This is a genomic window from Arthrobacter sp. sptzw42, assembly GCF_059089685.1.
Genome location: NZ_JBNHEX010000002.1, coordinates 40,294 through 65,061, shown reverse-complemented (window position 1 = coordinate 65,061; position 24,768 = coordinate 40,294). Strand labels below are relative to the sequence as shown.

Sequence of the window (24,768 nt, the reverse complement as noted above, 5' to 3'; positions counted from 1 at the left end):
CTATCAAGCCAACTAACAGATCCCGCACGCCATTGGGCAGAGATGTTTACAGACGGAGGGCGACCAGCCTCATTGCTGAAGGCTAACCGCCTTCCGTGACCTATCTTACGTTTAACTGGGTCCGCCCCCGCAAGTGCGGGGGCGGACGGTCCACATTCCGGCGGGTTTGCGCCGCGAATGTGAGCTTTGTTACAGGCGCGTTAAGCGCGGGTCACTACCGGAGGGTGATGAGCCCGGTGGCGTTGGTGCGGGCAGCCTCAAAGCGCTTGGCGACGTCGGCCCAGTTCACGATGTTCCAAAATGCCTTGACGTAGTCGGCCTTGACATTGACGTAGTCCAGGTAGAAGGCGTGCTCCCACATGTCCAGCATCAGCAGCGGAGTGGTGCCCAGCGCGGTGTTGCCCTGCTGGTCGTACAGCTGCTCGATGACAAGGTTCCCACCGATGGGCTCGTAGGCCAGGAAACCCCAGCCCGAACCCTGCAGGCCGAGTGCGGCCGCGGAGAACTGGGCACGGAAGGCATCGAAGGAACCGAAGGCGTCGTCGATGGCCGCTGCCAGTTCACCTTCCGGCTTGTCGCCGCCGTCCGGGGAGAGGTTGCTCCAGAACACGGAGTGGTTGACGTGTCCGCCGGTGTGGAACGCGAGGTCCTTGGAGAGCCGGTTAATGTTGGCGAAGTCGCCCTTTTCGCGCGCCTCGGCCAGCTGGGCCAGGGCGTTGTTTGCACCGGCAACGTACGTTGCATGGTGCTTGCTGTGGTGCAGCTCCATGATGCGCGCAGAGATGTGCGGCTCCAGGGCGGCGTAGTCGTAGCTGAGTTCGGGCAGTACGTACTCTGTCACAAAATCCTCCAATATCGTGGACACTCGGTCCGGTTGCTAACTCTCGGATTGTGCATCCGGGCGTCTGGCACCCGGAATCTTTTTGATTCTATGGGGCTCTTACTCGTCCAGCATTTCCGGCGTCACATTGGCATCCGTCCCCGGGATCCCCAAATCCAATGCCCGTTTGTCCGCCATGGCCAGCAGGCGGCGGATCCTTCCGGCGATGGCGTCCTTGGTCATGACGGGATCGGCAAGGCGGCCCAGTTCGTCCAGGCTGGCCTGCTTGTGCGCCACGCGCAGCTCGCCGGCGTACTTCAGGTGGTCCGGGACGTCGTCGCCGAGTATTTCCAGGGCACGGTCCACCCGGGCCCCCGCTGCCACCGCCGCCTGTGCCGAGCGCCGCAGGTTGGCGTCGTCGAAGTTCGCGAGCCGGTTGGCGGTGGCCCGGACTTCCTTGCGCATGCGGCGTTCTTCCCAGACCATCAGCGCGTCATGCGCGCCCATGCGGGTGAGGAGTGCGGCGATGGTGTCGCCGTCGCGGATGACTACCCGGTCCACTCCCCGGACTTCGCGCGCCTTTGCCTGGATGTCCAGCCGGCGCGCAGCGCCCACCAGTGCCAGCGCCGATTCCGGGCCCGGGCAGGTCACCTCCAGCGAGGAGGATCGTCCCGGCTCGGTGAGCGAGCCGTGCGCCAGGAACGCGCCGCGCCACACCGCTTCGGCATCTGCGGCGGAACCGTTGACGACGGCGGAGGGCAGCCCCCGCACGGGGCGGCCACGGCCGTCGAGGAGGCCTGTCTGGCGGGCCAGTGCCTCGCCGTCGCGTACTACGCGGACGACGTACCGGCTGGCGCGCCGCAGTCCCCCGGCGGAGACCACGATGATTTCGCTCTGGTGGCCGTAGACTTCCGCGATGGCTGCCCGGAGGCGGCGGGCAGTGGAGGCAAGATCCACTTCAGCTTCAATGACGATGCGGCCGGAGATGATGTGGAGCCCGCCGGCAAAGCGGAGCATGGCGGAAACTTCGGCCTTCCGGACTGATGACTTCTTGATGTCCAGACGGGACAGTTCTTCCTTGACTGATGCTGTCAGTGCCATGGCACCTTCCTAACTGTTCCCGAAAATGTCGTTGTACGCCGTGGCCAGACGCAGGGGGTCGTGGACGGGTCGGCGGCCCGACGCCCCTACTTTACCCAAGACCACCTCGGCGCCGATCATCGCGGCTGCCTTCTCGAACTCCTTCCGGTCGGGAACAGAGGCGGGATCGGCGAGGACAACATCAACACTGAACTCAGGGGCGTAGCGCCGCAGGACGTGCAGATGGTCGGCAGCGGTCATCCCGGACGTTTCCTTGGTGTCTGTGGCAAGGTTCATGGTGAGGCAGCGCTTGGCCGGGGTGTGGCACAGTGCCTGCCGCATCTCGGGGAGCAGCAGGTGCGGCAGCACGGATGTGTACCAGGAGCCCGGGCCCAGGACCACCCAGTCCGCCAGCTCGATGGCTGTCAGCGCTTCGGCGCAGGCCGGCGTGGCTTCCGGCAGGAGGCGGACCTGCTCCAGGGAACCGGCGACGGCGCACCGCGCCTGCCCGTAGATGGTCTGCAGTTGGGAGGAGCCGTCAGGAGCGGTGACCCGGACGTCGCCTTCGATAGTCAGCGGCTCGGTGGCCATGGGCAGGACCTGGCCGCGTGCGCCGAGCAGCGCCCCGGCCCACCGAAGTCCTGCGACGGCGTCGCCAAGCAGCTCCCACAGCGTGACGATCAGCAGGTTGCCCGTTGCGTGATCGTCCAGTGAGCCGCCGGGCCCCTTCCCCGGGCGGAAGCGGTGCTGCATCACGTCGCGCCATGTGCGTCCCCAGTCCGTGTCGTCGCACAGGGCGGACAGCGCCATCCGCAAATCTCCCGGCGGGAGGACGCCGTACTCGTCCCGCAGACGCCCGGAAGAGCCGCCGTCGTCCGCTACTGTGACGACGGCGGTGAGCTCCGAGGTGAGCAGGCGCAGTGCCGAGAGCGACGCGGAGAGGCCGTGGCCGCCGCCCAACGCAACAACATTCGGGCCCTTGTCCTGCTGGGTGGCCGCCGTACCGGCAGGCGGAACCAGCGGCAATGCCCCGGTAAACAGCGACATTACTCGCGGCCCAGGTCCCGGTGGGTGGTGGTCACCGTAACGCGGGGATATTGCGCCAGCTTCTTGGAGAGTTCGACGGCGACCGCCACCGAGCGGTGCTTGCCGCCGGTGCAGCCCACGGCGATGGTGGCATAGTGCTTGTTCTCGCGGCGGTAGCCGTCCAGGACCGGTTCGAGGGCCATGACGTAGCGGTCCACGAAGTTCTTGACACCCTCTGCTTCGAGCACGTAGTCGCTGACATCCTTGTCCAGCCCCGTGTGCGGACGCAGCTGCGGGACCCAGTGCGGGTTGGGGATAAACCGAACGTCGGCCACGTAGTTTGAGTCCACGGGCAGGCCGTACTTGAAACCGAAGCTCATCACGTTCAGGCGCAGGGCCACCGGGCCGGTTTCGCTGAAGAGTTCGGTGATGGCGGTGGCGAGGCCGTGGACGTTGTAGCCCGAGGTGTCCAGGACGACGTCGGAGCTGTCGCGCAGTTCCTGCAGCAGGTCGCGTTCGGCGGCGATGCCGTCGAGGATGCGGCCGCCGCCCTGCAGCGGATGCGGCCGGCGTCCCTGTTCAAAGCGGCGGACCAGGACGTCGTCGCTGGCATCGAGGAAAAGGACACGGAAGGTGACGCCGCTGGCGGCAAGCGCCCCGAGGGCCGCGCGGATGTCCGCGAACAGGCCCTTGCTGCGGACATCCACCACCACGGCAAGCCGTGGGATGGACTGGGGCGCGTGGGAGACGAGCTCGGCCAGGGTGCCCAGCATCTGCGGCGGCAGGTTCTCCACCACGTACCAGCCGTGGTCCTCCAAGGCGTCCGCCGCCGTGCTGCGCCCTGCCCCGGACATCCCGGTGACTACCAGCAGTTCCGCTTCGAGCGGCTTGACGGGCAGCATCCCGTCCTGCCCTGCTCCGGATTCCGCTGTTGTGTCTGCCATGAGGTCCGCCCCGTTTCTGCTGTTGTTTTCCGGGGTGGCCGCACCGGCTGATACCCCGCCCTCAACCCTAGCTAAGTTTCTTTGATCCCCGCCAAGTTTCGGCGCTGTCCGCTACGTTTCGATGACTTCGCCGGTGGTCATGTTGATGGCTGGTACGGTTACCGCCTCAGGCCCCGTGGCCGAGAAGTGGTTGACGATGGCACTGGCGAGGGCAGGTCCGATCCCCTTGGCTTCGGAGAGTTCCGCCACCGAAGCCGCCTTCACGCTCTTCACGGATCCGAAGTGCGCCAGGAGGGCCTTCCGCTTGGAGGCGCCGAGGCCCGGCACGCCGTCGAGGGCGGAGACGGTCATGGCCTTTCCGCGCTTCTGGCGGTGGAATGAGATGGCAAACCGGTGGGCTTCGTCGCGGATCCGCTGGAGCAGGTACAACCCCTGGGACGTCCGCGGCAGGATCACGGGGAAGTCGCTGTCCGGCAGCCACACTTCCTCCAGGCGTTTGGCCAGGCCCACCACGTACACATCATCGATGCCGAGATCCGCCAGTGCCCGCGCCGCGGCGTTGACCTGGGGCTTGCCGCCGTCCACCACCACGAGGTTGGGCGGGTAGGCGAACCTGGCCCGCGGTGCCGGTGTTGTTGTGTCCAGCAGGGCATCGTCCCCAACCGTTCCCTGCGGCGCCTGTTCCGGCCGGCCAGGTTCATCTCCGCCGGCGTTCAGGACAGCCTCGTCCACCTGCCCTGACTTGTCCTCCAGGTAATAGCGGAACCGCCTGGTCAGGACGTCGTGCATGGCAGCAGTGTCGTCGGAGGCCGCGGCACCGGTAATGGAGAACTTGCGGTAATCGGACTTTTTGGGCAGGCCGTCTTCCACCACCACCATCGACGCCACCACGTTGGTGCCCTGGACATGGGAAACGTCATAGCACTCGATGCGCAGCAGCGGCACCGGAAGGTCCAGCGCCTCCTGGAGTTCCTGCAGCGCCTGGGACCTGACGGTGAGGTCACCGGCGCGGCGGGTCTTGTGCAGCTTCAGCGCGTGCTCGGCGTTCTCCCGAACAGTGGACATCAGCGCAGCCTTGTCCCCCCGCTGGGGCACCCGGATGTCAACCTTTGCACCGCGCAGTCCCCCCAGCCATTCGGCCAGTTCAGCAGCGTTGCTGGGCGCCACCGGCACCAGAACTTCACGGGGCAGCCTGCCGTGGCTCTGCGCCTCTTCGCCGTAGACCTGCTGCAGGAGGTGCTCCACCAGGTCGGGTGTAGTGGAATCCTCCACCTTTTCCACCACCCAGCCGCGCTGGCCGCGGACCCGGCCGCCGCGGACGTGGAACACCTGCACCGCGGCTTCCAGTTCGTCCTCGTGCAGGGCGAAGACGTCGGCGTCCGTGTCTTCGGCCAGCACCACGGCGTTCCGCTCGAAGACTTTCCGCAATGCGGTGATGTCGTCGCGCAGCCGGGCTGCCCGCTCGTAATTGAGTTCCGCCACCGCTTCCGCCATCTGCTTCTCCAGCTTGGCAATGAAGCGTTTGGCCTCTCCGCCCATGAAGGAGCAGAAATCGTCGGCCAGGGCCCGGTGGTCTTCCGGGGAAATCCGGCCCACGCAGGGCGCCGAGCACTTGTCGATGTAGCCCAGCAGGCAGGGCCTGCCGCTGGCCTCGGCGCGCTTGAAGACACCGGCACTGCAGCTGCGCACCGGGAAGACGCGGAGCAGGGTGTCCATGGTCTCCCGGATGGCACCCGCGGTGTACGGCCCGAAGTAGCGCGTTCCCTTCCTCCTGTCACCGCGCATCACCTGCACGCGCGGGTATTTTTCTCCCAGGGTGACGGCGAGGTAGGGGTAGGTCTTGTCATCGCGGAAGACAACGTTGAACCGGGGCTTGAATTCCTTGATCCAGGTGTATTCCAGCTGCAGCGATTCCAGCTCGCTGCCCACCACGGTCCATTCCACACTGCTGGCCGCGTGGACCATCGCGTAGGTTTTCGGCAGGAGCCCGGCGGGATTGGCGAAGTACGAATTCAGCCGGGACCGGAGGCTTTTGGCTTTACCCACGTAGATGACCCGGCCGTTGGGGTCACGGAACCGGTACACCCCCGGGTTGGTGGGAATCTCCCCCGTTTGGGGCCGGTAACTTGCTGGATTTGCCACCTATCCATTCTACTGAGGCGTGCCGGGTGCCTCTGACATGCCTACTCGATGACCTTGCTTTGGTTGTAGCTGGTGGAGCGTTCCTGGCCGCTGAGTTCAGCGATGGCTTCCATGATGCGGTCCGTAACTTCCCTGCGCGCCGGGAGCGAGTGGTCAGGGCCCGTCTTGTCGAAGTACAGCGGCTCCCCCACCTTCATGATGAAGGGCTGGGGCCGGACGCCCTTTTCGCCTGCGCGCTGAAGGTTTTCCGTCCCGATCAGGCCCACCGGGATGACAGGAGCGCCGGTGGTCAGCGCCAGCCAGCCCACGCCGGTCCGCCCCCGGTAGAGGATGCCGTCACGGGAACGGGTGCCTTCGGGGTAGATCCCGATTCCTTTGCCCGACTCAAGGATGTCCAGAAGGGTCTTGAGCGCCTGGACGCTGGCGGCCTGTTCCCCGCGTTCCACGGGGATGGATCCGACGGATTCGAAAAATGCTTTCATCGCTTTGCCTTTGACGCCGCCGGTGGTGAAGTATTCGGCCTTTGCGAAGAAGGCAACCGGGCGGGGCATCAGTGCCTGGACAATGACGCTGTCAAAGAAGGACAGGTGGTTGGGTGCCACGATGAACGGACCTTCGGCGGGGACGTTTTCCAGTCCGACGACGGTGGGCCGGCATGAGCCCGAGATCAGGCTGCGGGTGGTCCAGCGGACAGCCTCAAACAGTGCCATCGTTCACCTCGGTCATCGCGGAGGCGTGGATGGCCTGCAGCCGTTCGATCGTGGCAGCCAGTTCCCCTGCGGTTTCCACCACGGCCACGGCTCCCGCCGCTTCAAGTTCCCCGTCAGGTGCGAAGCCCCATGCTACACCGATGCAATCCAGTCCGTTGGCGATCGCGCCTGACACGTCCTGGGCCCTGTCGCCGACCATGAGGGCGTGGTGGGTGCCCAGGTCTTTCAGGGCGGCGGAGATGATCTCCGTTTTTCCCAGCGGGACGCCGGCCACGGCGGATTCGTCATCTGACGATCCGTGGATTCCGTGGAACAGGCCGTCGATGCCATGGTGCTCCAGCACCGTGCGGGCCAGCCCCTGGGGTTTCTGGGTGGCCACGGCAAGGGGGCGCCCGGCGGCGACAAAGGACTCCAGGAGCTCGCCGACCCCAGGGTAGATCCGGCCCTGGCCGATGCCGGTAGCCACGTAGTACTCCCGGTAGCGGCGGATGACTTCGTCAAGCAGCCCGGCAGGAACCTGGGCCACGTTGAGCAGTGAGTCGCTCAGCTTGGGGCCGATCATCGCTTCAAGCAGGTCCTCGCCGGGAACCGGAAGCCCCACCCCGCGAAGGGCCGAAGCTATTCCATCTGTTATCCCACCGGCGGGGTCGACAAGAGTGCCGTCCAGGTCAAAGATCACGGGCACTGTTGTTTGAGTCACCGGGTTAGTTTCTCACGACAGCAGGGGTGCCTGAAACTCGCATACGCGCAGCGGAATACTTCTGGAAAAACTTCGGTCCTACGGCAGGATTTCGGCGAGGAACGCGGCCGTGTGGCTGGTCGTGGACTTGGCAAGCTGTTCGGGGGTTCCGGCAGCAACCACCTGGCCACCGCCCGAGCCCCCGTCAGGACCGAGGTCAACAATCCAGTCGGCACTCTTGATGACATCAAGGTTGTGTTCGATGGTGATCACCGTGTTGCCTTTGTCCACCAATCCCTGCAGGACCATCAGCAGCTTCCGGATGTCCTCAAAGTGGAGGCCCGTGGTGGGTTCGTCCAGGACGTACACGCTGCGGCCGTTTGACCGTTTCTGAAGTTCCGCCGCCAGCTTGACGCGCTGGGCTTCGCCTCCGGACAGTGTGGTGGCGGGCTGTCCGAGACGGACGTAGCCAAGGCCTACATCCACCAGGGTGTTCAGGTGCCGCGCAATTGGGGAGAATGCGGCGAAGAACTCCGCGCCCTCCTCGATTGGCATGTTGAGTACGTCCGCGATGGTCTTGCCCTTGTAGTGCACTTCCAGGGTTTCCCGGTTGTACCGCGCACCGTGGCACACCTCGCACGGAACATAGACGTCCGGCAGGAAGTTCATTTCAATCTTCAGCGTGCCGTCACCGGAGCAGGCTTCGCAGCGCCCGCCCTTGACGTTGAAGGAGAACCGGCCGGGGAGGTAGCCGCGGACCTTCGCCTCGGTGGTCTCGGCGAAGAGCTTGCGGATGTTGTCAAAAACACCCGTGTAGGTGGCCGGGTTGGAGCGCGGGGTGCGGCCGATGGGGCTCTGGTCCACGTGCACCACCTTGTCCAGGTGTTCCAGGCCCTGCACGGTTTTGTGCCGGCCGGCTACTTGCTTGGCGCCGTTGAGCTTGTTGGCCAGCACCTTGTACAGAATCTCGTTCACCAGGGTGGACTTGCCCGAACCGCTGACGCCGGTTACGGCAGTGAACAGTCCCAGCGGGAAGGCGGCGTCGACGTTGAGGAGGTTGTTTTCCCTCGCGCCCACCACCTTCAGTTCACGCTTCTTGTCGTACTTCCGGCGCTTTTGGGGGACCTCGATCTTCTTGCGCCCGGACAGGTAGTCGCCCGTCAGGGACGAGGTGTTTTCCAGCAGCTCCTTGTAGGAGCCGGAGTGGACCACTTGGCCGCCGTGCTCGCCGGCGCCGGGCCCGATATCCACCACCCAGTCGGCCACGTGGATGGTGTCCTCGTCATGCTCCACGACGATAAGCGTGTTGCCCATGTCCCGGAGCCGGGTAAGGGTGTCGATCAAGCGCCGGTTGTCGCGCTGGTGCAGTCCGATGGAGGGCTCGTCGAGGACATAGAGAACGCCCACGAGGCCGGAGCCGATCTGGGTAGCAAGGCGGATGCGCTGGGCCTCACCGCCGGAGAGCGTGGCTGAGGCCCGCTCGAGGTTCAGGTATTCCAGCCCGACGTCCAGCAGGAAGGTCAGCCGGGCCTGGATTTCCTTGAGCACCTGGTGCGCGATCTGGGCCTCACGGCCGGTGAGCACGAGGTTGTTCAGGAAATCGGCGCAGTCGCGCATGGGGAGGGCGGCGACGTCGGCGATGGACTTGCCGTTGATCAGCACCGAGAGGGACGCGGGATTCAGGCGCGCACCGTTGCAGGCGGGGCAGGGAATCTGCCGCATGTATTCTTCGTAGCGGTCCCGTGCCCAGTCGGAGTCGGTCTCGCCGTGCTTGCGGTGGACGTACTGGATGGCGCCTTCAAAGCCGGTGCTGTATTTGCGTTCCCGGCCGAAGCGGTTACGGTACTGCACCACCACTTTGTGGTCCTTGCCGTGCAGGACCGTCTGGCGCACGTCCTTGCCCAGCTTTTCCCACGGGGTGTCCATGGAAAAGCCCAGTTCCTTCGCCAAACCTTCCAGGAGCCTGTTCCAGTATTCGGTGGTGGCAGTTCCCAGGGACCACGGCGCGATGGCTCCTTCGGACAGTGAGAGCTCCGGATTGGGAACGATGAGTTCCTCGTCCACCTCCAGCTTGGTGCCAATGCCACTGCAGGCAGCGCAGGCGCCGAAGGGGTTGTTGAAGGAAAACGACCGCGGCTCGATTTCGTCAATGGCCAGCGGGTGTTCATTCGGGCAGGCAAGGTTCTCGGAGAATGCCCGGAGACGGTGCGGATCATCTGCGTCCAGGTCAACAAATTCGGCGAGGACCCGGCCCTCGGCAAGGCCAAGGGCGGTTTCGATGGAGTCTGTAAGCCGCTGGCTGATGCCTTCCTTGACTACCAGCCGGTCCACCACAACTTCAATGGTGTGCTTGAACTGCTTGCCCAGCTTCGGCGGATCGCTCAGCTGGACAAGGTTGCCGTCCACGCGGGCGCGGGAGTAGCCCTTGGCTGTGAGCTCCTTGAAGAGGTCAACAAACTCCCCCTTCCGGCCGCGGACCACCGGAGCGAGGACCTGGAAACGTGTGCCCTCATCCAGCTCCAACAACTGGTCAACAATTTGCTGCGGTGTCTGCTTGGCCACGGGCTCGCCGCACACGGGGCAGTGCGGGCGGCCCACACGCGCCCACAGCAGACGCATGTAGTCGTAAATCTCGGTGATGGTTCCCACGGTGGAGCGGGGGTTCTTGCTCGTGGACTTCTGGTCGATGGAGACGGCCGGTGAAAGCCCCTCGATGAAGTCGACGTCAGGCTTGTCCACCTGGCCGAGGAACTGCCTGGCGTAGGCGGAGAGCGATTCGACGTAGCGGCGCTGCCCCTCGGCGAAAATGGTGTCGAAGGCGAGGGAGGACTTGCCGGAGCCGGACAGCCCCGTAAAGACGATCATGGCGTCCCGCGGCAGGTCCAAATCCACATTGCGCAGGTTATGCTCACGGGCGCCCTTAACGACGAGGCGGGAAAGGTCGGGGCGCTTCGGCGGCGTGGAGGGCACTACTGTGACTTCAACGGATTCGATGGCAGATTCTTCAGCTACGGCTTTAGGCACCTACTAATGCTAATCGAAAACTTTTTCGAACACTGACGCCTCGGGCCGTCAGCCGCGGTCGTAGGCTGCCGCGAGCAGCTGGACCGCCTCGGCGAACGACGCGCCCTGGGCTTTGGCGGCGCCTGCGTAGGCTGCGGCGGCCTCTGAAAGTCCGCCGAGGCGTTCATCACGTGCGCACACCACCGTGCCGTTCCTCCCGCGGGTAGCCACCACGCCGGCAGCCTCGAGCTCCTTATACGCCCTGGCCACCGTATGCGGGGCAACATCCAACCGCGCGGCCAGCGCCCTGACAGCGGGAAGCCGCGTGCCCGGCGGCAGCTTCCCGCCGTCGGCAAGATGGATAACCCGGAGCCGCAGCTGCTCGAAGAGCGGCACCGAGCTGGCCGCGTTCGGCTTCCACGAACCCGGGAAGTCCGCTGCCGGGTTCAAATGCCGGCCTCAAGCACGCCGGTCCGCCCCGCCTGCCGGGAGAACTGCGCGTTGTACAGCCGGGTGTAGTAGCTGTTCGCGGCCAGGAGGTCCTGGTGGGTGCCCTGCTCGACGATGCGTCCGTGATCCATGACCACGATTAGATCAGCGTCGCGCACGGTGGACAAACGGTGCGCAATAACAAAGCTGGTCCTGCCGCGGCGCAGCCGCTGCATGGCCTTGCGGATCAGCAGCTCTGTCCTTGAGTCCACTGAACTGGTGGCTTCATCAAGGATCAGCACCGCCCGGCCCGCCAGCTGCGCCCTGGCGATGGTAATGAGCTGCCGCTGGCCCTGGCTCAAACCGTCACCGCCGTTCTCAAGCACTGTGTCGTACCCCTGCGGCAGGGACCTGACAAAGCGGTCCACGTAGCTGGCCTCCGCTGCCGCCAGGATGTCGGCTTCTGCGGGGTCCGGATGTCCATAGGCGATGTTTTCGCGGATGGTGCCCGCAAAAAGCCATGCGTCCTGGAGCACCACGCCGAATTGGGCCCGAAGGACGTCGCGTGGGAGCGCCGCGATGTCCGTCCCGTCGATAGTGATGCGGCCCGAATCCGGTTCGCAGAAGCGCAGCAGGAGGTTGATGACGGTGCTTTTGCCGGCGCCGGTATGACCGACAATTGCCACCGTCCGGCCAGGCTCCACGGCAAAGGCAAGGTCGCGGACCGCCGGCGCTGCCTTCGCATAACCAAACGTCACATTCTCGAAGACGATGCGTCCATGCAGCGGCACGGGCGCAGCCGCCGCCGGCGGGTCGCCGGGCTCTTCCTCTGCGTCAAGCAACGCAAAGACGCGGGCTGCAGAAGCCATGCAGGACTGCATGAGGTTGAGCATGCCTCCGATTTGCCCGACCGGCTGGGTGAAGAGTCTGCTGAACTGGATGAAGGCCTGGATGCCGCCGATTGTCATTGCTCCGGCGAGAACCTGAAGGGCGCCCACCACTGCCACGGCGATGTAGTTGAGGTTGGACATCAGGACCATCAGCGGCTGCACGATTCCGGCGGAATACTGCGCGCGGGCGGCAGCACGGGCATGCCGCTCATTGCTCCGGGCGAAGACGTCCGCGGCCTGCGACTGCTGCCCGAACGCCTTGATGACCTCGTGGCCTGTGACCAACTCCTCGACGTGCGCGTTCAACTGGCCGGTCTCGGTCCATTGGGCGGCGAACTGGGTTTGCGACTTCCTGGCCACCAGCACGGTAAGAAGGGTGGAAAGGGGAACGGTGGCAATGGCGATCCCAGCCAGCAGCGGCGAGATCCACAGCATCATGGCCAGCGAACCGCATAACATCAGGACGGACATGATCAGCTGTGTCAGGAGCTGGTTCAGCGCCTGCGTGATGTTGTCGATGTCGTTGGTGGCACGGCTGAGGATGTCTCCCCTGGAGCGCTCCCGGAAGTAATTCACGGGCAGCCGGTGCAGCTTGCCCTCCACCGACTCCCGCAGGCCGTACATCAGGCCCTGCACCGAGTGGGCGGTCAGCGCCCCCTGGATCCAGTTGAACAGGGAAGCGCACACGTACATCAGCGCCACTGCTGCCAGAAGGATCCCCAGTCCTTCCTGGTTCAGGGAACGGCGCATGACCCCGTCCACCACAACGTCGGTGGCGTCGCCGAGGAACTTGGGCGCTGCAACGTTCAGCCCGGCGAAGGCGCAGGTGGCAGCAACGGCACCGAGCATGCGGAGTCGAAAGGGCCCCAGCAGGGCAAGGAGCCGGCGTGCGGTGGGCCAGAACCTTACCGGGGCCGCATCGACGACGGTTGCATCACTCATGCGGGCCCGTCCAACGCCAGCTGGGAGTCGGCTATTTCGCGGTAGGTGCCGGATGTCTCCAGCAGTTCCTGGTGCGTTCCCTGCGCGACGAGGCGGCCGCCGTCGAGCACCAGGATCAGCCCCGCATCTTCCACCGCGGAGATACGCTCCGCGACCATTACTACTGTTGCTGCAGCGAGCGTGGTCTGCAGTGCCTGCCGCAACCGGGTGTCGGTGTCGTAGTCCAATGCTGAGAAGCTGTCGTCGAACAGATACAGGGACGTCTTGCGGAGCAGGGCGCGGGCAATGCACAACCGCTGCCGCTGCCCGCCCGAGAGGTTGGCGCCGCCCTGGCCCAGGGGCGTGGCCAGCCCCAGCGGAAGGTCGCGCATAAAGCGCATGGTCTGGGCTGTTTCAAGGGCTTCCCAGAGTTCCTCATCCGTTGCCTCCGGCGCAGCCATGCGCAGGTTGCTGGCGATGGTGCCGGTGAAAAGGTGGGAATGCTGCGGAACTACTGCCATCGCGGCGCGAAGGCTGTCGAGGGAAACGTCCTTGATGTCCACTCCCCCGAGGCTGATGGTCCCCGCCGTGGCATCGAGGAAACGAGGGATCAGGTTGAGGAGGGTCGACTTTCCGCTGCCGGTAGAGCCAATGATTGCCGTCGTAGTGCCCGGGCGGGCGGTGAAAGAGACCCCCGTTAGAACGGGCTCCTCGGCGCCGGGGTAGGAAAAGCCCACTCCCCGAAACTCCAAAGTCCCCGGCGGCACGGAGGGGAACTGCAGGCCGGCCGTGGCGGGACGGCGGGGCTCCTGGTCCAGCCCTTTCGGGTGCTGCGGTTCCCGTACCGAGGGCTTTGTGTCCAGGACCGCGCTGATCCGCTCCGCGCAGACCGCTGCCCGGGGTGCTGTCATGAGCACATACATTGACATCATGATGGCCAGCAGGATCTGCATGATGTAGGCAATGAATGCTGTCAGGGCTCCCAGGTTCATCAGGCCTGCCTGGATTCGGTCTCCGCCGAACCAGACCACAACCACCGAGGAAAGGTTCACGACCAGCATGACCAGGGGGAGCATCCCGGCGACGAGCAACGCGGATTGAAGGTTGTTGGCAGTCAGGCTGCCGTTGACCCGTGCGAAGCGGCGGACTTCATGGTCCTGGCGGACAAAGGCGCGGATGACGCCGGCGCCGATGATCTGCTCACGGAGGATCCCGCCTTCGCGGTCCAGCAGGTCCTGCCCTTCCCGGTACAGCGGGATCATCCTGCGGACAAGGAGGTACATGATCAGCAGGAGCAGCGGAACGATGACAATTACCACCGCAGACAGTGCTGCGTCCTGCTGCAGGGCCAGGATTACTCCGCCCACCCCCATGGCCGGTCCTGCCACCAGCAGGGTGAACACGAGTACAGCGAAAGCCTGGACCTGCTGGGTGTCATTGGTGGCCCGGGTGGTCAGGCTCTGTGTTCCGAAGGATCCAACGTCCTGGGAGGACAGGGACTGGATCTTGGCAAAGATCTCGCTTCGCAGCTGCTGCCCGATCTTCATTGCAACAACGGCACCCAGGTATCCGGCTGCGATGGCGGCCGCAGCCTGCAGAACGGCAATGACGGCCATGACTGCGCCCAGGCGGGTGATCACGGCGGTCTCACCCGCCACGATGCCGTCGTCGATAATCGCCGCATTGACCGTAGGCAACAGAAGGTTCGCCGCCGCCTGAACAAGCTGCAGGAGGACGACGGCAGCCACGGCAGGTTTGTGGTCCGCCAGCAGCCGCCTCATCAATGCGATCAGCACCATACCTCCACTGCGCTCAGGGAAGCCGCCAACGGCGGTAGTGGCCTCCCCCATCGGCCAACTCCGCAATTGTAAGCTACGTCACTGGCGTTTGCTGTCATATCGCATGACGGGCCTGTGGAGGTCCTCCAACGAATGGACTTTAGTCATCCGTCCTTGCGCCCCACTGCGAAGATCCTGCGGAAGGGAAAAACGGTGCCGTGCACGCCGGATGGATAGGCTTCCCTCAGCGCGGCTGCGTAGCCAGCCTCGAACTCAGCGCCCTCCGCCGGGGAAAGCGCCGCCAGCACGGGCCGCAAGGCGGTACCGCGCACCCACTCCAGTACCGGGTCGGGGCCGGGCAACACCTGCTGGTAGGTGGTCTCCCACGCGTCTGCGGTGAACCCGGCGTCCAACAGTATCCGGAGGTAGTCCGCCGGTTCGCCCACCGACTCTCCGCCCCGCAACACCCCCTGCAGTTTGGGCGCCCACCGGGAGGAGGCTGCAAGTTGACGCATCAGCGCGTGGGACGGGGCATTGAAGTTGCCCGGGACCTGCATCGCAAACCAGGATCCGGGACGCAGCGCTGCCAGCCAGGCCCTCATCATGTCCTGGTGGCCGGGCACCCATTGCAGGGCCGCATTGCTCACCACCACGCCGGTTTCCGCGGCAGGCATCCACTCCGCGATGTCCGTGAGCTCAAACCGCAGGGAAGGAGTGCCCGGGGTGACGTTGCGGGCTTTGCTGAGCATCTCGGCTGAGGAATCCACCCCCACGACGTCGGCCCCGGGCCATCGCTCGGCGAGGGTTGCGGTGAGGCTTCCCGGACCGCAGCCCAGATCCACCACCTGAACTGGCGACTCCGCATGGACCCTGCCCGTCAGATCGAAAAACGGCCGGTCCCGGTAATCGCCGAACTGGACGTACTTAACCGGATCCCATTTCATATCTGCCTCCACGTTCTGGTTCTGCAGGTATGGCGAAGCCTAACCCGATGGCGGCGGAATCCCGCGGAGCGTCAGGGCACTAAGCTGGAAATCAATGAAACTCGTTGACCAACTGCCCCTTCTGTCCGCCGGGGACCTGCCCGCTGCCGCCGTCGATGCCGATGCCCTTTACACCCGGTTCGTTGAATGGACGGAAAGCCGCGGGTTGGAGCTGTACCCTGCCCAGGACGAAGCGATCATGGAGCTGGCAACCGGGGCCAATGTCATCCTGGCCACGCCCACCGGTTCCGGGAAATCCCTGGTGGCCATCGCAGCACATTTCCAGGCCATGGCGCAGGGCAGGCGCAGCTACTACACCGCGCCCATCAAAGCACTGGTGTCGGAAAAGTTCTTTGCCCTCTGCGACATTTTCGGCGCGGAAAACGTGGGGATGATTACCGGCGATTCCGGAGTCAACCAGGACGCGCCCATCATCTGCTGCACTGCGGAAATCCTGGCCAACACCGCGCTCCGGGAAGGGGCGGCCGCCGAGCTGGGCTCGGTGATCATGGACGAGTTCCACTTCTACTCGGACCCGCAGCGCGGCTGGGCCTGGCAGGTGCCGCTGCTGGAGCTCCCGCAGGCGCAGTTCCTCCTGATGTCCGCCACGCTCGGCGACGTCAGCAGGTTCGAAGAGGGCCTGACCGGGCTGACCGGACGCGCCACCATCACGGTGAGCTCCGCGGAGCGGCCCATCCCGCTGCATTACTACTATCACGAGACCCCGGTGCACGAGACGCTGGAAGAACTGCTCTCCACCAAACAGGTGCCGGTGTATGTAGTTCATTTCAGCCAAATCGAGGCGATCGACCGCGCGCAGACGCTGATGAGCATCAATGTCTGCACCCGCGAGGAAAAGGACAGGATCGCGGAGCTGATTGCCAACTTCCGCTTCGCCGCCGGGTTCGGCAAGACCCTCAACCGCCTGGTCCGCCACGGAATCGGGGTGCACCACGCTGGCATGCTCCCCAAGTACCGCCGGCTGGTGGAGCAACTGGCACAGGCGGGGCTGCTGAAGGTCATCTGCGGCACGGACACACTGGGGGTGGGCATCAATGTGCCCATCCGCACTGTGCTCCTGACCGCTCTGAGCAAGTACGACGGCGTACGCACCCGGCAGCTTAACTCCCGAGAGTTCCACCAGATTGCCGGCCGGGCCGGACGTGCAGGCTACGACACTGCCGGGACCGTGGTGGTCCAGGCACCCGAGCACGTCACCGAGAACGTGAAGGCCATGGCCAAAGCCACCGCCAAGTTCGGGGACGACCAGAAGAAACTGCGCCAGGTGGTGAAGAAAAAGCCGCCGGAGGGTTTTGTGTCCTGGGGCGAGCCCACCTTCAAGCGCCTGGTTGAATCGGTGCCGGAGCCGCTCAGTTCGAGCTTCACGGTGACGCATGCGATGCTGATGAACCTGATGGAACGGCCGGGCGATCCCTTTGCTGCTGCCCGCCGCCTCCTCACCGAAAACCATGAGACCCGGTCCTCGCAGCTGCAGCTGATGAAGAAGGCGCTGGGCATTTACCGGGAACTGCTGGCCGCCGAGGTGGTGGAACGGATTCCGCCCGAGCAGCAGGGCCGGGACGGCCGCACCGTCCGCCTCACCGTGCACCTGCAGCCAAACTTCGCACTCAACCAGCCCCTGTCCCCCTTCGCGCTCGCTGCGCTGGAGCTCCTTGACCCGGAGTCGCCGTCGTACGCCCTCGACGTGGTGTCCGTGATCGAGGCGACGCTGGAAAAGCCGCGCCAGATCCTCTCTGCCCAGCAGAAAAAAGCCCGCGGCGAAGCGATAGCTGCCATGAAGGCCGACGGCATCGAGTACGACCAGCGGATGGCAATGCTGGAGGCAGTGACGTACCCGCAGCCCTTGGCAGAAATCCTGGGCGAAGCGTTTGAGGTGTACCGCAAGGCCGCCCCATGGGTGGGGGATTTCGAACTGGCACCCAAGTCCGTGGTGCGGGACATGTACGAGCGCGCGATGAATTTCGGCGAGTTTGTGCAGTTTTATGGCCTGGCCCGCTCGGAAGGCATCGTTCTGCGGTACCTGGCGGACGCCTTCAAGGCGCTGCGGCAGACAGTGCCGCAGGACATGTTGCGCGAAGACCTGGAGGATCTGACCGCCTGGCTGGGTGAGCTGGTCCGCCAGGTCGACTCCAGCCTGCTCGATGAGTGGGAGGAGTTGGCGTCCGGCGGAGCACCCACGCCGCACGATGCTCCGCCGCCTCCGCCGCCGTCGCTGACGTCCAACATCCGGGCCTTCCGCGTGATGGTGCGCAACGAGATGTTCCGGCGGGTGGAACTGTTTGCGGACGAGGACGCAGCAGCGCTCGGCGAACTGGACGGCAGTGCAGGCTGGGACGCCGACCGCTGGGAAGACGTGCTGGACGACTACTTCGACGAGCACAATGACATTGGTACCGGCCCTGACGCCCGCGGGCCGGGCCTGCTCATCATCACCGAGGAGCCCGGCGTGTGGAAGGTCAGGCAGATTTTTGACGACCCTGCCCGGAACCACGACTGGGGCATCTCCGCCGAGGTGGACCTGGAAGCCTCGGATGAAACCGGAACAGCAGTGCTGCGGGTGACGGACGTGAACCGGCTCTGATCTCCTGCGTGCCCGCGCTGTGGGGCGCCGCTCTTTTGGGGGCGCTTTAGGGGGCGGGCTGACTGCAGCGGCGGGGTCCCGGCGGTAAGCTCGAACAATGAGTGTAATCCGCCCGGCAACCCCTCACGACGTCCCCGCGATCCTCCGCATGATCCATGAACTGGCGCAGTACGAGAAGGAACCCGATGCAGTCCGGAACACCCCGGAACTGCTGGAGCAGGTTCTCTTTGGCAGCAATCCGCGGGTCTTCGCCGCCATGGCCGAGAACACTAACGGCGACGTCCGCGGCTTCGCCCTGTGGTTCCTGAACTACTCAACGTGGGAAGGCGTCCACGGGATCTATCTCGAGGACCTCTACGTCAGCCCGGAAGCGCGGGGCGAGGGGCACGGCAAGGCGCTGCTCCAGCACCTGGCCGGAATCGCGGTCGAGAAGGGCTACGCCAGGGTGGAGTGGAGCGTGCTGGACTGGAACGAGCCGTCCATCAACTTCTACCGCCGCCTGGGCGCCAGGCCCATGGACGGGTGGTCCACTTTTCGACTCACGGGTGACGCCCTCGAGCAGTTCGGCTCCGCCGTGCCGGCCGCCGCCAATGGCTGACGTGAAGACAGCCGCCGCACGCAGCCAAGCCCGGCACGAGGTCAGGGCGCGGCACGAGTTCCGCGGCATGCGCACCGTTGAACACTACTTTTCGGTTCCGTTGGACCACTTCTCCGCCAACCCGGAAACCATCACTGTCTTCGCACGCGAATATGTTTCGGCTTCACACAGCGAGGAAGAGGCCGCCAGGCTGCCCTGGCTGCTGTTCCTGCAGGGTGGTCCTGGCGGGCGGGGTAACCGGTTCGGTGCGCTGGGCGGCTGGAGCAAGGCTGCTGCCAAGGAATTCCGGATCCTGATGCTGGACCAGCGCGGCACCGGCCTTTCCACTCCCCTGGACCGTCATACCCTTCCCCTGCAAGGGACAGCGGACGGGCAGGCGTCGTACCTGGAGCACTTCCGGGCTGATTCAATAGTGGCCGACGCGGAACTGATCAGGGAGGCTCTGGGGGCACCGCCCTGGAGCATTTACGGACAGAGCTATGGCGGTTTCTGTGCGCTCACCTACCTTTCGTTTGCACCGGAGGGCCTGCGCGAGGCGCTTATCACCGGCGGCCTGGCCCCGCTGACAGGGCCGGCTGACGAGGTGTACCGGGCCACCTTCCAGCGCGTGGCCGCGCGGAACACTGAGTACTTTGGCTGGTACCCGGAGGACCGGACAACGGTGGACCGGATTGCGCGGCACCTCCGGAGAACCACAGAGTCCCTGCCCGACGGCAGCCCGCTCACCGTGGAGCGTTTCCAGATGGCCGGCGCCTTCCTGGGCGGCAACATCCGGGTGAACAGCCTGCACTACCTGCTGGAGGACGCCTTCACGGAAACCGCCCTCGGTGCCAGGCTTTCGGATCCTTTCCTCGAACAGATGCACGGGATTGTGTCCCGCCGTTCCAACCCCCTGTACGCCCTGATCCACGAGTCCATTTACGGCCAGGGTGAAGCCACTGGCTGGTCCGCCTGGCGCGTTCTGCGCGAGTATCCGGAGTTCGGGCCGGACGCTGACCCGCTGCTGCTCACCGGCGAAATGGTCTACCCGTGGTACTTCGACCAGGACCCCGCCCTGCAGCCCTTGCGTGAAGTGGCAGGCCTGCTGGCGGCCAAGGACGACTGGAAGCCCCTGTACGACGTTTCCCGGCTTGGTGTCAACACTGTGCCTGTAGCCGCCGCCGTTTACTCCGACGACATTTACGTGGACCGGGACCTGTCCCTGAAGACGGCCGCAGCTGTCCGCGGGCTGCAGGTCTGGGAGACACCGGACTTCCATCACGACGGGATCGCCGATGATGGCGAGGGGATCTTTACCCGCCTGCTGGGAATGGCACGCGCCGAAAGCTGAGGTGCGGTGGCTGCTCTACCGCGCCACTGTCCTCCGCCGCCGTGCCAGCACTGTGACCGCAGCAGCGGCGAGGACCACCGCCCCCACCAGCGCGCCTGCCATGTTCAATCCCAGGTAGCCGGCCTGGCTCAGGACCAGGCCGGACATCGCCCCGCCCACCGCGCCTGCGGCCCCCATCAGCATGTCCGAGACGCCCTGAACCACTACCCGGGAATCCTGGCCGACGCTCTCAGCCAGGAGCGTGGAACCAGAGATGGTGGACGCGGACCAGCCCATCCCCAGCAGGACCAGCCCCACCGCGACGGCCACGGTGGACTCCTGCCCGAACCCGGCAACGGCGACAGCGCAGATCAGCACGCCAAAACCGATCATGATGGTTTCGGTCCTGCCCGCCTTGTCCGTCAACCAGCCCATGACCGGCGACAGCGCGAACATGCCCGCGATGTGCAGGGAGATCGTGAACCCGATGATCACCAGGACATCTCCCGACGCCGTGTGGCCGGCATGGGAGGCGGCAGGACCTTCCACAAGATGCTGCAGGTGAAGGGGCGTCATGGACATCACGCCAACCATCACGGCATGGGCACCGACCACTGCGGACACGGAGAGCAGTGCCATGGGCGAACTGCGGATGGCACGGATTCCACGGGACAGGGAGCCCTGCCGCACCGAGGGGGCGGCCGCCGTCGGCGCCGGCACCGGTGCCTGGGCCGCAGGGTGCGCCGTGGACGCGAGGCTGCGCGCGAGCAGCAGGGGGTCGGGCCGTAGGCCGGCGAAAAGCAGCACCGTGGCCACGAGGAGTCCCGCCCCGGAGATCACGAACGGACCGGCGACGGGCGGCAGGGCAAGCGCCTCACCCACCACGGTGCCGGGCTGAATCAGGTTGGGTCCGGCCACGGCACCGACGGTCACTGCCCAGACGACGGCCGACAGGGCCCTTCCCCGGTGTTCGGCATCAGCAAGGTCGACGGCGGCGAAGCGCGCCTGCAGGCTCGCAGCGGTACCAACCCCGATACCGGCCGCACCGAGCACGAGTAGCACAAAAAGGCCCCAGACAACCGAAAGCACCATCAGCAGCGTGCCGAGCAGCGCAGCACTCAGCCCTGCGACCTGGCCAATGCGGCGCCCCCTGTGGTCGGCAAGGGCGGCGAGGGGCAGGGCAGCCAGCGCGGCGCCCAGCGTCATCACCGTGGCCACCGCGCCCGCCCAGGCGCTTGATCCGGAGAGTTCGACGGCGAGGATGGAACCTATGGAAACCGTGGCGCCGGTTCCGATTCCCCCGAACACCTGGGCTGCACTGAGCAGCATCACGGTGCGCCGCTGGACTTGGCGCACTTCGCTTTCCGTCATCAAAGTGCCGGCCATGATCAGAGCATAGTCCTTGGCGTGCAGGTCCTGAAGGTCCGCGTTAAAGCCGACAATCCCGGCCGCAGGGCGGCCGGGATTGCAGGTTTGTCAGGAGGGGAAGGAGCTACTCGACGTCGCTGTGGCTCTTCTTGACATCTTCCTCAAGGCGCGGATCCAGGTGGGCTTCCTTGGCTTTGGAGCTGAGGAGGCTTGCAATCACCGCGATGATGATGGTGCCGACGATGACCGCCAGGGACACAAACGTGGGGATCTCGGGAGCCCATTCGATGTGCTGGCCGCCATTGATGAACGGCAGTTCGTTGACGTGCATGGCGTGCAGCACGAGCTTGACACCGATGAACGCCAGGATGAAGGACAGCGCGTGCTTCAGGTAGATCAGGCGGTTCATGAGGCCGCCCAGCAGGAAGTACAGCTGCCGCAGGCCCATCAGGGCGAACAGGTTGGCCGTGAAAACGATGAACGGGCTCTGGGTCAGGCCGAAGATGGCGGGGATGGAGTCGACGGCGAAGAGCAGGTCGGTGAGGCCGATGGTGATGAACACGATCAGCATTGGGGTGAAGACCTTCTTGCCGTTCACCGTGGTGCGGAGCTTTCCGCCGTCGAACTTCTCCGACATGGGGATGACCTTGCGGATCTTGGCGATCAGCGGGTTCTCGCGGTCTTCTTCGTCTTCGCCCTCATCCTGGGCCTGCTTCCAGGCGGTCCACAGCAGGAAAGCGCCGAAGATGTAGAACACCCAGCTGAACTGCTCGATCACGATGGCACCGAGCAGGATGAAGATGCCGCGCAGGATCAGGGCGATGATGATGCCCACCATCAGCACTTCCTGCTGGTACTTCCGGGGCACGGAGAACCTGGCCATGATGATGATGAAGACAAACAGGTTGTCGATGCTGAGGCTGTATTCCGTTACCCAGCCGGCGACGAACTGACCGCCATATTCAGGACCGGTGAAGGCGAACATGGCGCCGGCGAACACCAGGGCGAGGCTGACGTAGAACGCCACCCACAGGCCTGCCTCCTTCATGGAGGGTTCGTGGGGGCGGCGGACCACCAGGAGAAGGTCGATCAGGAGGATCAGGCCGAGGACGACAAACGAGCCGACCTCAAACCACACGGGTAATTCGAGCACAGGGCAGCCTTTCGCAGGTACAGAGATGCAGTGTAAGTCTCTCCGGCCTGCCTGTGCACTTGGTGCTGATGTGGCGGCCCGCTACGCCCGGCGGGGCAACCATGCCCTGCGTGTTGACGATCGTAGCGCTTGGGATACTCCCCTACGTGCCATTAACTGTACCCCAGGCCGGTCCCCGGGCTTTCCAGCGTTGAGGATTGCGTCAGGCGTGCCCTGCCGCCTGCATCTGGCGCAGTTCCTTCTTCAGCTCGCTGACCTCGTCCCTGATCCGCGCTGCCACCTCGAACTGCAGCTCGGCGGCGGCCCCGTGCATCTGTTCCGTCAGCTGTTCGATCAAGCCCACCAGGTCCTCCGCCGGCGCCGCAGCGAGGCCGTCGGAGCGGACCTGGGCGGCACCCTTGGCCGCGGCCTTGCGCTTGCCGCCCTTGGCGAGCCGGTTGTTGTTGAGCAGCTCCTGGGTGTCGGCGTCTTCCTTGGCCAGCTGGTCGGTGATGTCGGCGATTTTCTTCCGCAGCGGCTGGGGATCGATGCCCTTTTCCTTGTTGTACGCCACCTGGATGGCGCGCCGACGGTTGGTTTCGTCGATGGCATGGGCCATCGAATCCGTAATGCGGTCAGCGTACATGTGCACCTGCCCGGAGACGTTGCGGGCGGCGCGGCCGATGGTCTGGATGAGCGACGTGGCGGACCGGAGGAAGCCTTCCTTGTCAGCGTCCAGGATGCTCACGAGGGAGACTTCGGGCAGGTCCAGGCCTTCCCGAAGCAGGTTGATGCCCACCAGCACGTCGAAGGTGCCCATCCGGAGCTCGCGGAGCAGTTCCACGCGCCGGAGGGTGTCCACGTCGGAGTGCAGGTACTCCACCTTCACGCCGTGGCCCATCAAGTAATCGGTCAGGTCCTCCGCCATGCGCTTGGTGAGCGTGGTGACCAGGACCCGCTCGTTCTTCTCCGTGCGCGTCCTGATTTCGCCCAGCAGGTCATCGATCTGGCCCTTGGTGGGCTTGACCACCACCTCGGGGTCGATCAGGCCGGTGGGCCGGATGATCTGCTGGACCGTGCCGTCCGCCTTGCCGAGCTCGTATTTGCCGGGGGTCGCGGAAAGGTAGACGGTCTGGCCGACGCGTTCGAGGAATTCGTCCCACTTGAGGGGGCGGTTGTCCATGGCGGACGGCAGCCGGAAGCCGAAGTCCACCAGGTTCCGTTTGCGGGACATGTCGCCTTCATACATGGCACCGATTTGGGGAATGGTCACATGGGACTCGTCCACCACCAGCAGGAAGTCATCGGGAAAGTAGTCAAGGAGGCAGTGCGGCGCGGTCCCCGGGGCACGGCCGTCAATGTGCGAGGAGTAGTTCTCGATGCCGTTGCAAAAACCCATCTGCTGCATCATCTCGAGATCGTATGTGGTGCGCATCCGCAGCCGCTGCGCCTCGACGAGTTTGTTCTGGCTTTCCAGGACCTTCAGGCGGTCCGCGAGTTCGTCTTCGATCCGCTTGATGGCCCTGGCCATCCGCTCGGGTCCGGCTACGTAGTGCGAGGCCGGGAAGACGTACATCTCTTCTTCGTCCCGGATCACTTCGCCGGTCAGCGGATGCAGCGTGTGGATGTTTTCAATCTCGTCGCCGAAAAACTCAATCCGGATGGCCAGTTCCTCGTACATGGGGATGATTTCGACGGTGTCGCCGCGGACCCGGAAGGTGCCGCGGTGGAAGTCCATGTCATTGCGCGTGTACTGCATGGAGACGAATTTCCGCAGCAGGTGGTCGCGGTTCATTTCCGCCCCCTTGCGGAGGGTCACCATGCCGGCGATGTATTCCTCAGGGGTGCCCAGGCCATAGATGCAGGACACCGTGGCCACCACAATGACGTCGCGGCGGGTCAGCAGCGCATTGGTGGCGGAGTGGCGAAGCCTCTCCACTTCCTCGTTGATGGAGGAGTCCTTCTCAATGAAGGTGTCCGTCTGGGCGACGTAGGCTTCGGGCTGGTAGTAGTCGTAGTAGGAGACGAAGTACTCCACCGCGTTGTTGGGCAGCAGTTCGCGGAATTCATTGGCCAGCTGCGCCGCGAGGGTCTTGTTCTGGACCATCACCAGGGTGGGCCTCTGGACCTGCTCGATCAGCCACGCCGTGGTGGCGCTTTTGCCCGTGCCGGTGGCACCAAGCAGCACCACGTCCTTTTCGCCGTTCTTGATGCGCTCCGTCAGCTCTGCGATGGCCGCGGGCTGGTCGCCGGCGGGCTTGAACTCGCTGATGACCTCGAAGGGCGCTACAACACGGTTGATATCCTGCGCAAGGCTCATGGTTCCAATTTACCGTGGAGCACCGACACCACGG

The 24,768-nt window shown here is 64.9% G+C and carries 18 protein-coding genes; 3 read left to right on the top strand and 15 right to left on the bottom strand.

Annotation, left to right across the window (positions count from 1 at the left end; translation table 11 throughout):
- Window positions 1–214: 214 nt before the first annotated feature.
- The 12 genes from AC5RT4_RS02335 to AC5RT4_RS02280 form a co-directional block, all read right to left on the bottom strand.
- Entirely contained in the window at window positions 215–841 is a 627-nt protein-coding gene (locus AC5RT4_RS02335; protein WP_494104760.1) for a superoxide dismutase, read from the bottom strand.
- A 99-nt stretch (window positions 842–940) separates the two neighbouring features.
- The gene (whiA, locus tag AC5RT4_RS02330) at window positions 941–1,921 is read right to left on the bottom strand and encodes a DNA-binding protein WhiA (protein WP_015937022.1); all 981 of its coding nucleotides are present in this window, start codon (window positions 1,919–1,921) and stop codon (window positions 941–943) included.
- Window positions 1,922–1,930: 9 nt separating this feature from the next.
- Window positions 1,931–2,947: a gluconeogenesis factor YvcK family protein gene (locus AC5RT4_RS02325; protein ID WP_494104759.1), complete on the bottom strand. Its 1,017-nt coding sequence runs from the start codon at window positions 2,945–2,947 to the stop codon at window positions 1,931–1,933.
- Entirely contained in the window at window positions 2,947–3,870 is a 924-nt protein-coding gene (rapZ, locus tag AC5RT4_RS02320; RefSeq protein ID WP_494039612.1) for an RNase adapter RapZ, read from the bottom strand. The genes AC5RT4_RS02325 and rapZ overlap by 1 nt, the downstream gene beginning before the upstream one ends.
- A 111-nt stretch (window positions 3,871–3,981) precedes the next feature.
- Window positions 3,982–6,012 (bottom strand): excinuclease ABC subunit UvrC, encoded by a 2,031-nt coding sequence (gene uvrC, locus AC5RT4_RS02315; RefSeq protein WP_494039611.1) that lies wholly within the window; start codon window positions 6,010–6,012, stop codon window positions 3,982–3,984.
- A gap of 41 nt (window positions 6,013–6,053) precedes the next feature.
- A complete protein-coding gene (locus AC5RT4_RS02310; protein WP_494104758.1) occupies window positions 6,054–6,722 on the bottom strand; it encodes a lysophospholipid acyltransferase family protein in 669 nt (222 codons plus the stop codon).
- Window positions 6,709–7,422 (bottom strand): HAD hydrolase-like protein, encoded by a 714-nt coding sequence (locus tag AC5RT4_RS02305; protein ID WP_494104757.1) that lies wholly within the window; start codon window positions 7,420–7,422, stop codon window positions 6,709–6,711. The genes AC5RT4_RS02310 and AC5RT4_RS02305 overlap by 14 nt, the downstream gene beginning before the upstream one ends.
- Before the next feature lie 78 nt (window positions 7,423–7,500).
- Window positions 7,501–10,425 carry an excinuclease ABC subunit UvrA gene (uvrA, locus tag AC5RT4_RS02300; protein ID WP_494039608.1) on the bottom strand — a complete coding sequence of 975 codons (2,925 nt, stop codon included), beginning with the start codon at window positions 10,423–10,425 and terminating at the stop codon, window positions 7,501–7,503.
- 48 nt (window positions 10,426–10,473) lie between these two features.
- Window positions 10,474–10,854 carry a GntR family transcriptional regulator gene (locus tag AC5RT4_RS02295; protein WP_494104756.1) on the bottom strand — a complete coding sequence of 127 codons (381 nt, stop codon included), beginning with the start codon at window positions 10,852–10,854 and terminating at the stop codon, window positions 10,474–10,476.
- A complete protein-coding gene (locus tag AC5RT4_RS02290; RefSeq protein ID WP_494104755.1) occupies window positions 10,851–12,665 on the bottom strand; it encodes an ABC transporter ATP-binding protein in 1,815 nt (604 codons plus the stop codon). The genes AC5RT4_RS02295 and AC5RT4_RS02290 overlap by 4 nt, the downstream gene beginning before the upstream one ends.
- The gene (locus AC5RT4_RS02285; protein WP_494104899.1) at window positions 12,662–14,425 is read right to left on the bottom strand and encodes an ABC transporter ATP-binding protein; all 1,764 of its coding nucleotides are present in this window, start codon (window positions 14,423–14,425) and stop codon (window positions 12,662–12,664) included. Before AC5RT4_RS02285 ends, AC5RT4_RS02290 begins: the two co-directional genes overlap by 4 nt.
- 161 nt (window positions 14,426–14,586) lie before the next feature.
- On the bottom strand, window positions 14,587–15,366 hold the full coding sequence (locus AC5RT4_RS02280; RefSeq protein ID WP_494104754.1) for a trans-aconitate 2-methyltransferase: 780 nt from the start codon (window positions 15,364–15,366) through the stop codon (window positions 14,587–14,589).
- A gap of 94 nt (window positions 15,367–15,460) precedes the next feature.
- On the opposite strand from AC5RT4_RS02280, the gene AC5RT4_RS02275 reads away from it, so the two are divergent.
- From AC5RT4_RS02275 to AC5RT4_RS02265, 3 genes are all read left to right on the top strand, one after another.
- Window positions 15,461–18,007, top strand: coding sequence for a DEAD/DEAH box helicase (locus tag AC5RT4_RS02275; protein ID WP_494104753.1), 2,547 nt, complete (start codon window positions 15,461–15,463; stop codon window positions 18,005–18,007).
- A gap of 97 nt (window positions 18,008–18,104) precedes the next feature.
- Window positions 18,105–18,605, top strand: coding sequence for a GNAT family N-acetyltransferase (locus tag AC5RT4_RS02270; RefSeq protein WP_494039603.1), 501 nt, complete (start codon window positions 18,105–18,107; stop codon window positions 18,603–18,605).
- Window positions 18,598–19,935 carry an alpha/beta fold hydrolase gene (locus AC5RT4_RS02265; protein WP_494104752.1) on the top strand — a complete coding sequence of 446 codons (1,338 nt, stop codon included), beginning with the start codon at window positions 18,598–18,600 and terminating at the stop codon, window positions 19,933–19,935. Before AC5RT4_RS02270 ends, AC5RT4_RS02265 begins: the two co-directional genes overlap by 8 nt.
- Window positions 19,936–19,950: 15 nt before the next feature.
- On the opposite strand, the gene AC5RT4_RS02260 is transcribed toward AC5RT4_RS02265, so the two are convergent.
- From AC5RT4_RS02260 to uvrB, 3 genes are all read right to left on the bottom strand, one after another.
- Window positions 19,951–21,300, bottom strand: coding sequence for an MFS transporter (locus AC5RT4_RS02260; RefSeq protein ID WP_494104751.1), 1,350 nt, complete (start codon window positions 21,298–21,300; stop codon window positions 19,951–19,953).
- Window positions 21,301–21,406: 106 nt separating this feature from the next.
- Window positions 21,407–22,435 (bottom strand): TerC family protein, encoded by a 1,029-nt coding sequence (locus AC5RT4_RS02255; protein WP_494039600.1) that lies wholly within the window; start codon window positions 22,433–22,435, stop codon window positions 21,407–21,409.
- Between the two features lie 202 nt (window positions 22,436–22,637).
- Window positions 22,638–24,734 (bottom strand): excinuclease ABC subunit UvrB, encoded by a 2,097-nt coding sequence (gene uvrB / locus AC5RT4_RS02250; protein ID WP_494039599.1) that lies wholly within the window; start codon window positions 24,732–24,734, stop codon window positions 22,638–22,640.
- Between the last annotated feature and the right edge of the window lie 34 nt (window positions 24,735–24,768).

Coding starts and splice junctions, on each gene's coding strand:
- whiA (WP_015937022.1), bottom strand. CDS start 1,921: ATGGCACTGACAGCATCAGTCAAGGAAGAACTGTCCCGTCTGGACATC.
- AC5RT4_RS02325 (WP_494104759.1), bottom strand. CDS start 2,947: ATGTCGCTGTTTACCGGGGCATTGCCGCTGGTTCCGCCTGCCGGTACG.
- rapZ (WP_494039612.1), bottom strand. CDS start 3,870: ATGGCAGACACAACAGCGGAATCCGGAGCAGGGCAGGACGGGATGCTG.
- AC5RT4_RS02310 (WP_494104758.1), bottom strand. CDS start 6,722: ATGGCACTGTTTGAGGCTGTCCGCTGGACCACCCGCAGCCTGATCTCG.
- AC5RT4_RS02290 (WP_494104755.1), bottom strand. CDS start 12,665: ATGAGTGATGCAACCGTCGTCGATGCGGCCCCGGTAAGGTTCTGGCCC.
- AC5RT4_RS02285 (WP_494104899.1), bottom strand. CDS start 14,425: ATGAGGCGGCTGCTGGCGGACCACAAACCTGCCGTGGCTGCCGTCGTC.
- AC5RT4_RS02280 (WP_494104754.1), bottom strand. CDS start 15,366: ATGAAATGGGATCCGGTTAAGTACGTCCAGTTCGGCGATTACCGGGAC.
- AC5RT4_RS02275 (WP_494104753.1), top strand. CDS start 15,461: ATGAAACTCGTTGACCAACTGCCCCTTCTGTCCGCCGGGGACCTGCCC.
- AC5RT4_RS02270 (WP_494039603.1), top strand. CDS start 18,105: ATGAGTGTAATCCGCCCGGCAACCCCTCACGACGTCCCCGCGATCCTC.
- AC5RT4_RS02265 (WP_494104752.1), top strand. CDS start 18,598: ATGGCTGACGTGAAGACAGCCGCCGCACGCAGCCAAGCCCGGCACGAG.
- AC5RT4_RS02260 (WP_494104751.1), bottom strand. CDS start 21,300: ATGGCCGGCACTTTGATGACGGAAAGCGAAGTGCGCCAAGTCCAGCGG.
- uvrB (WP_494039599.1), bottom strand. CDS start 24,734: ATGAGCCTTGCGCAGGATATCAACCGTGTTGTAGCGCCCTTCGAGGTC.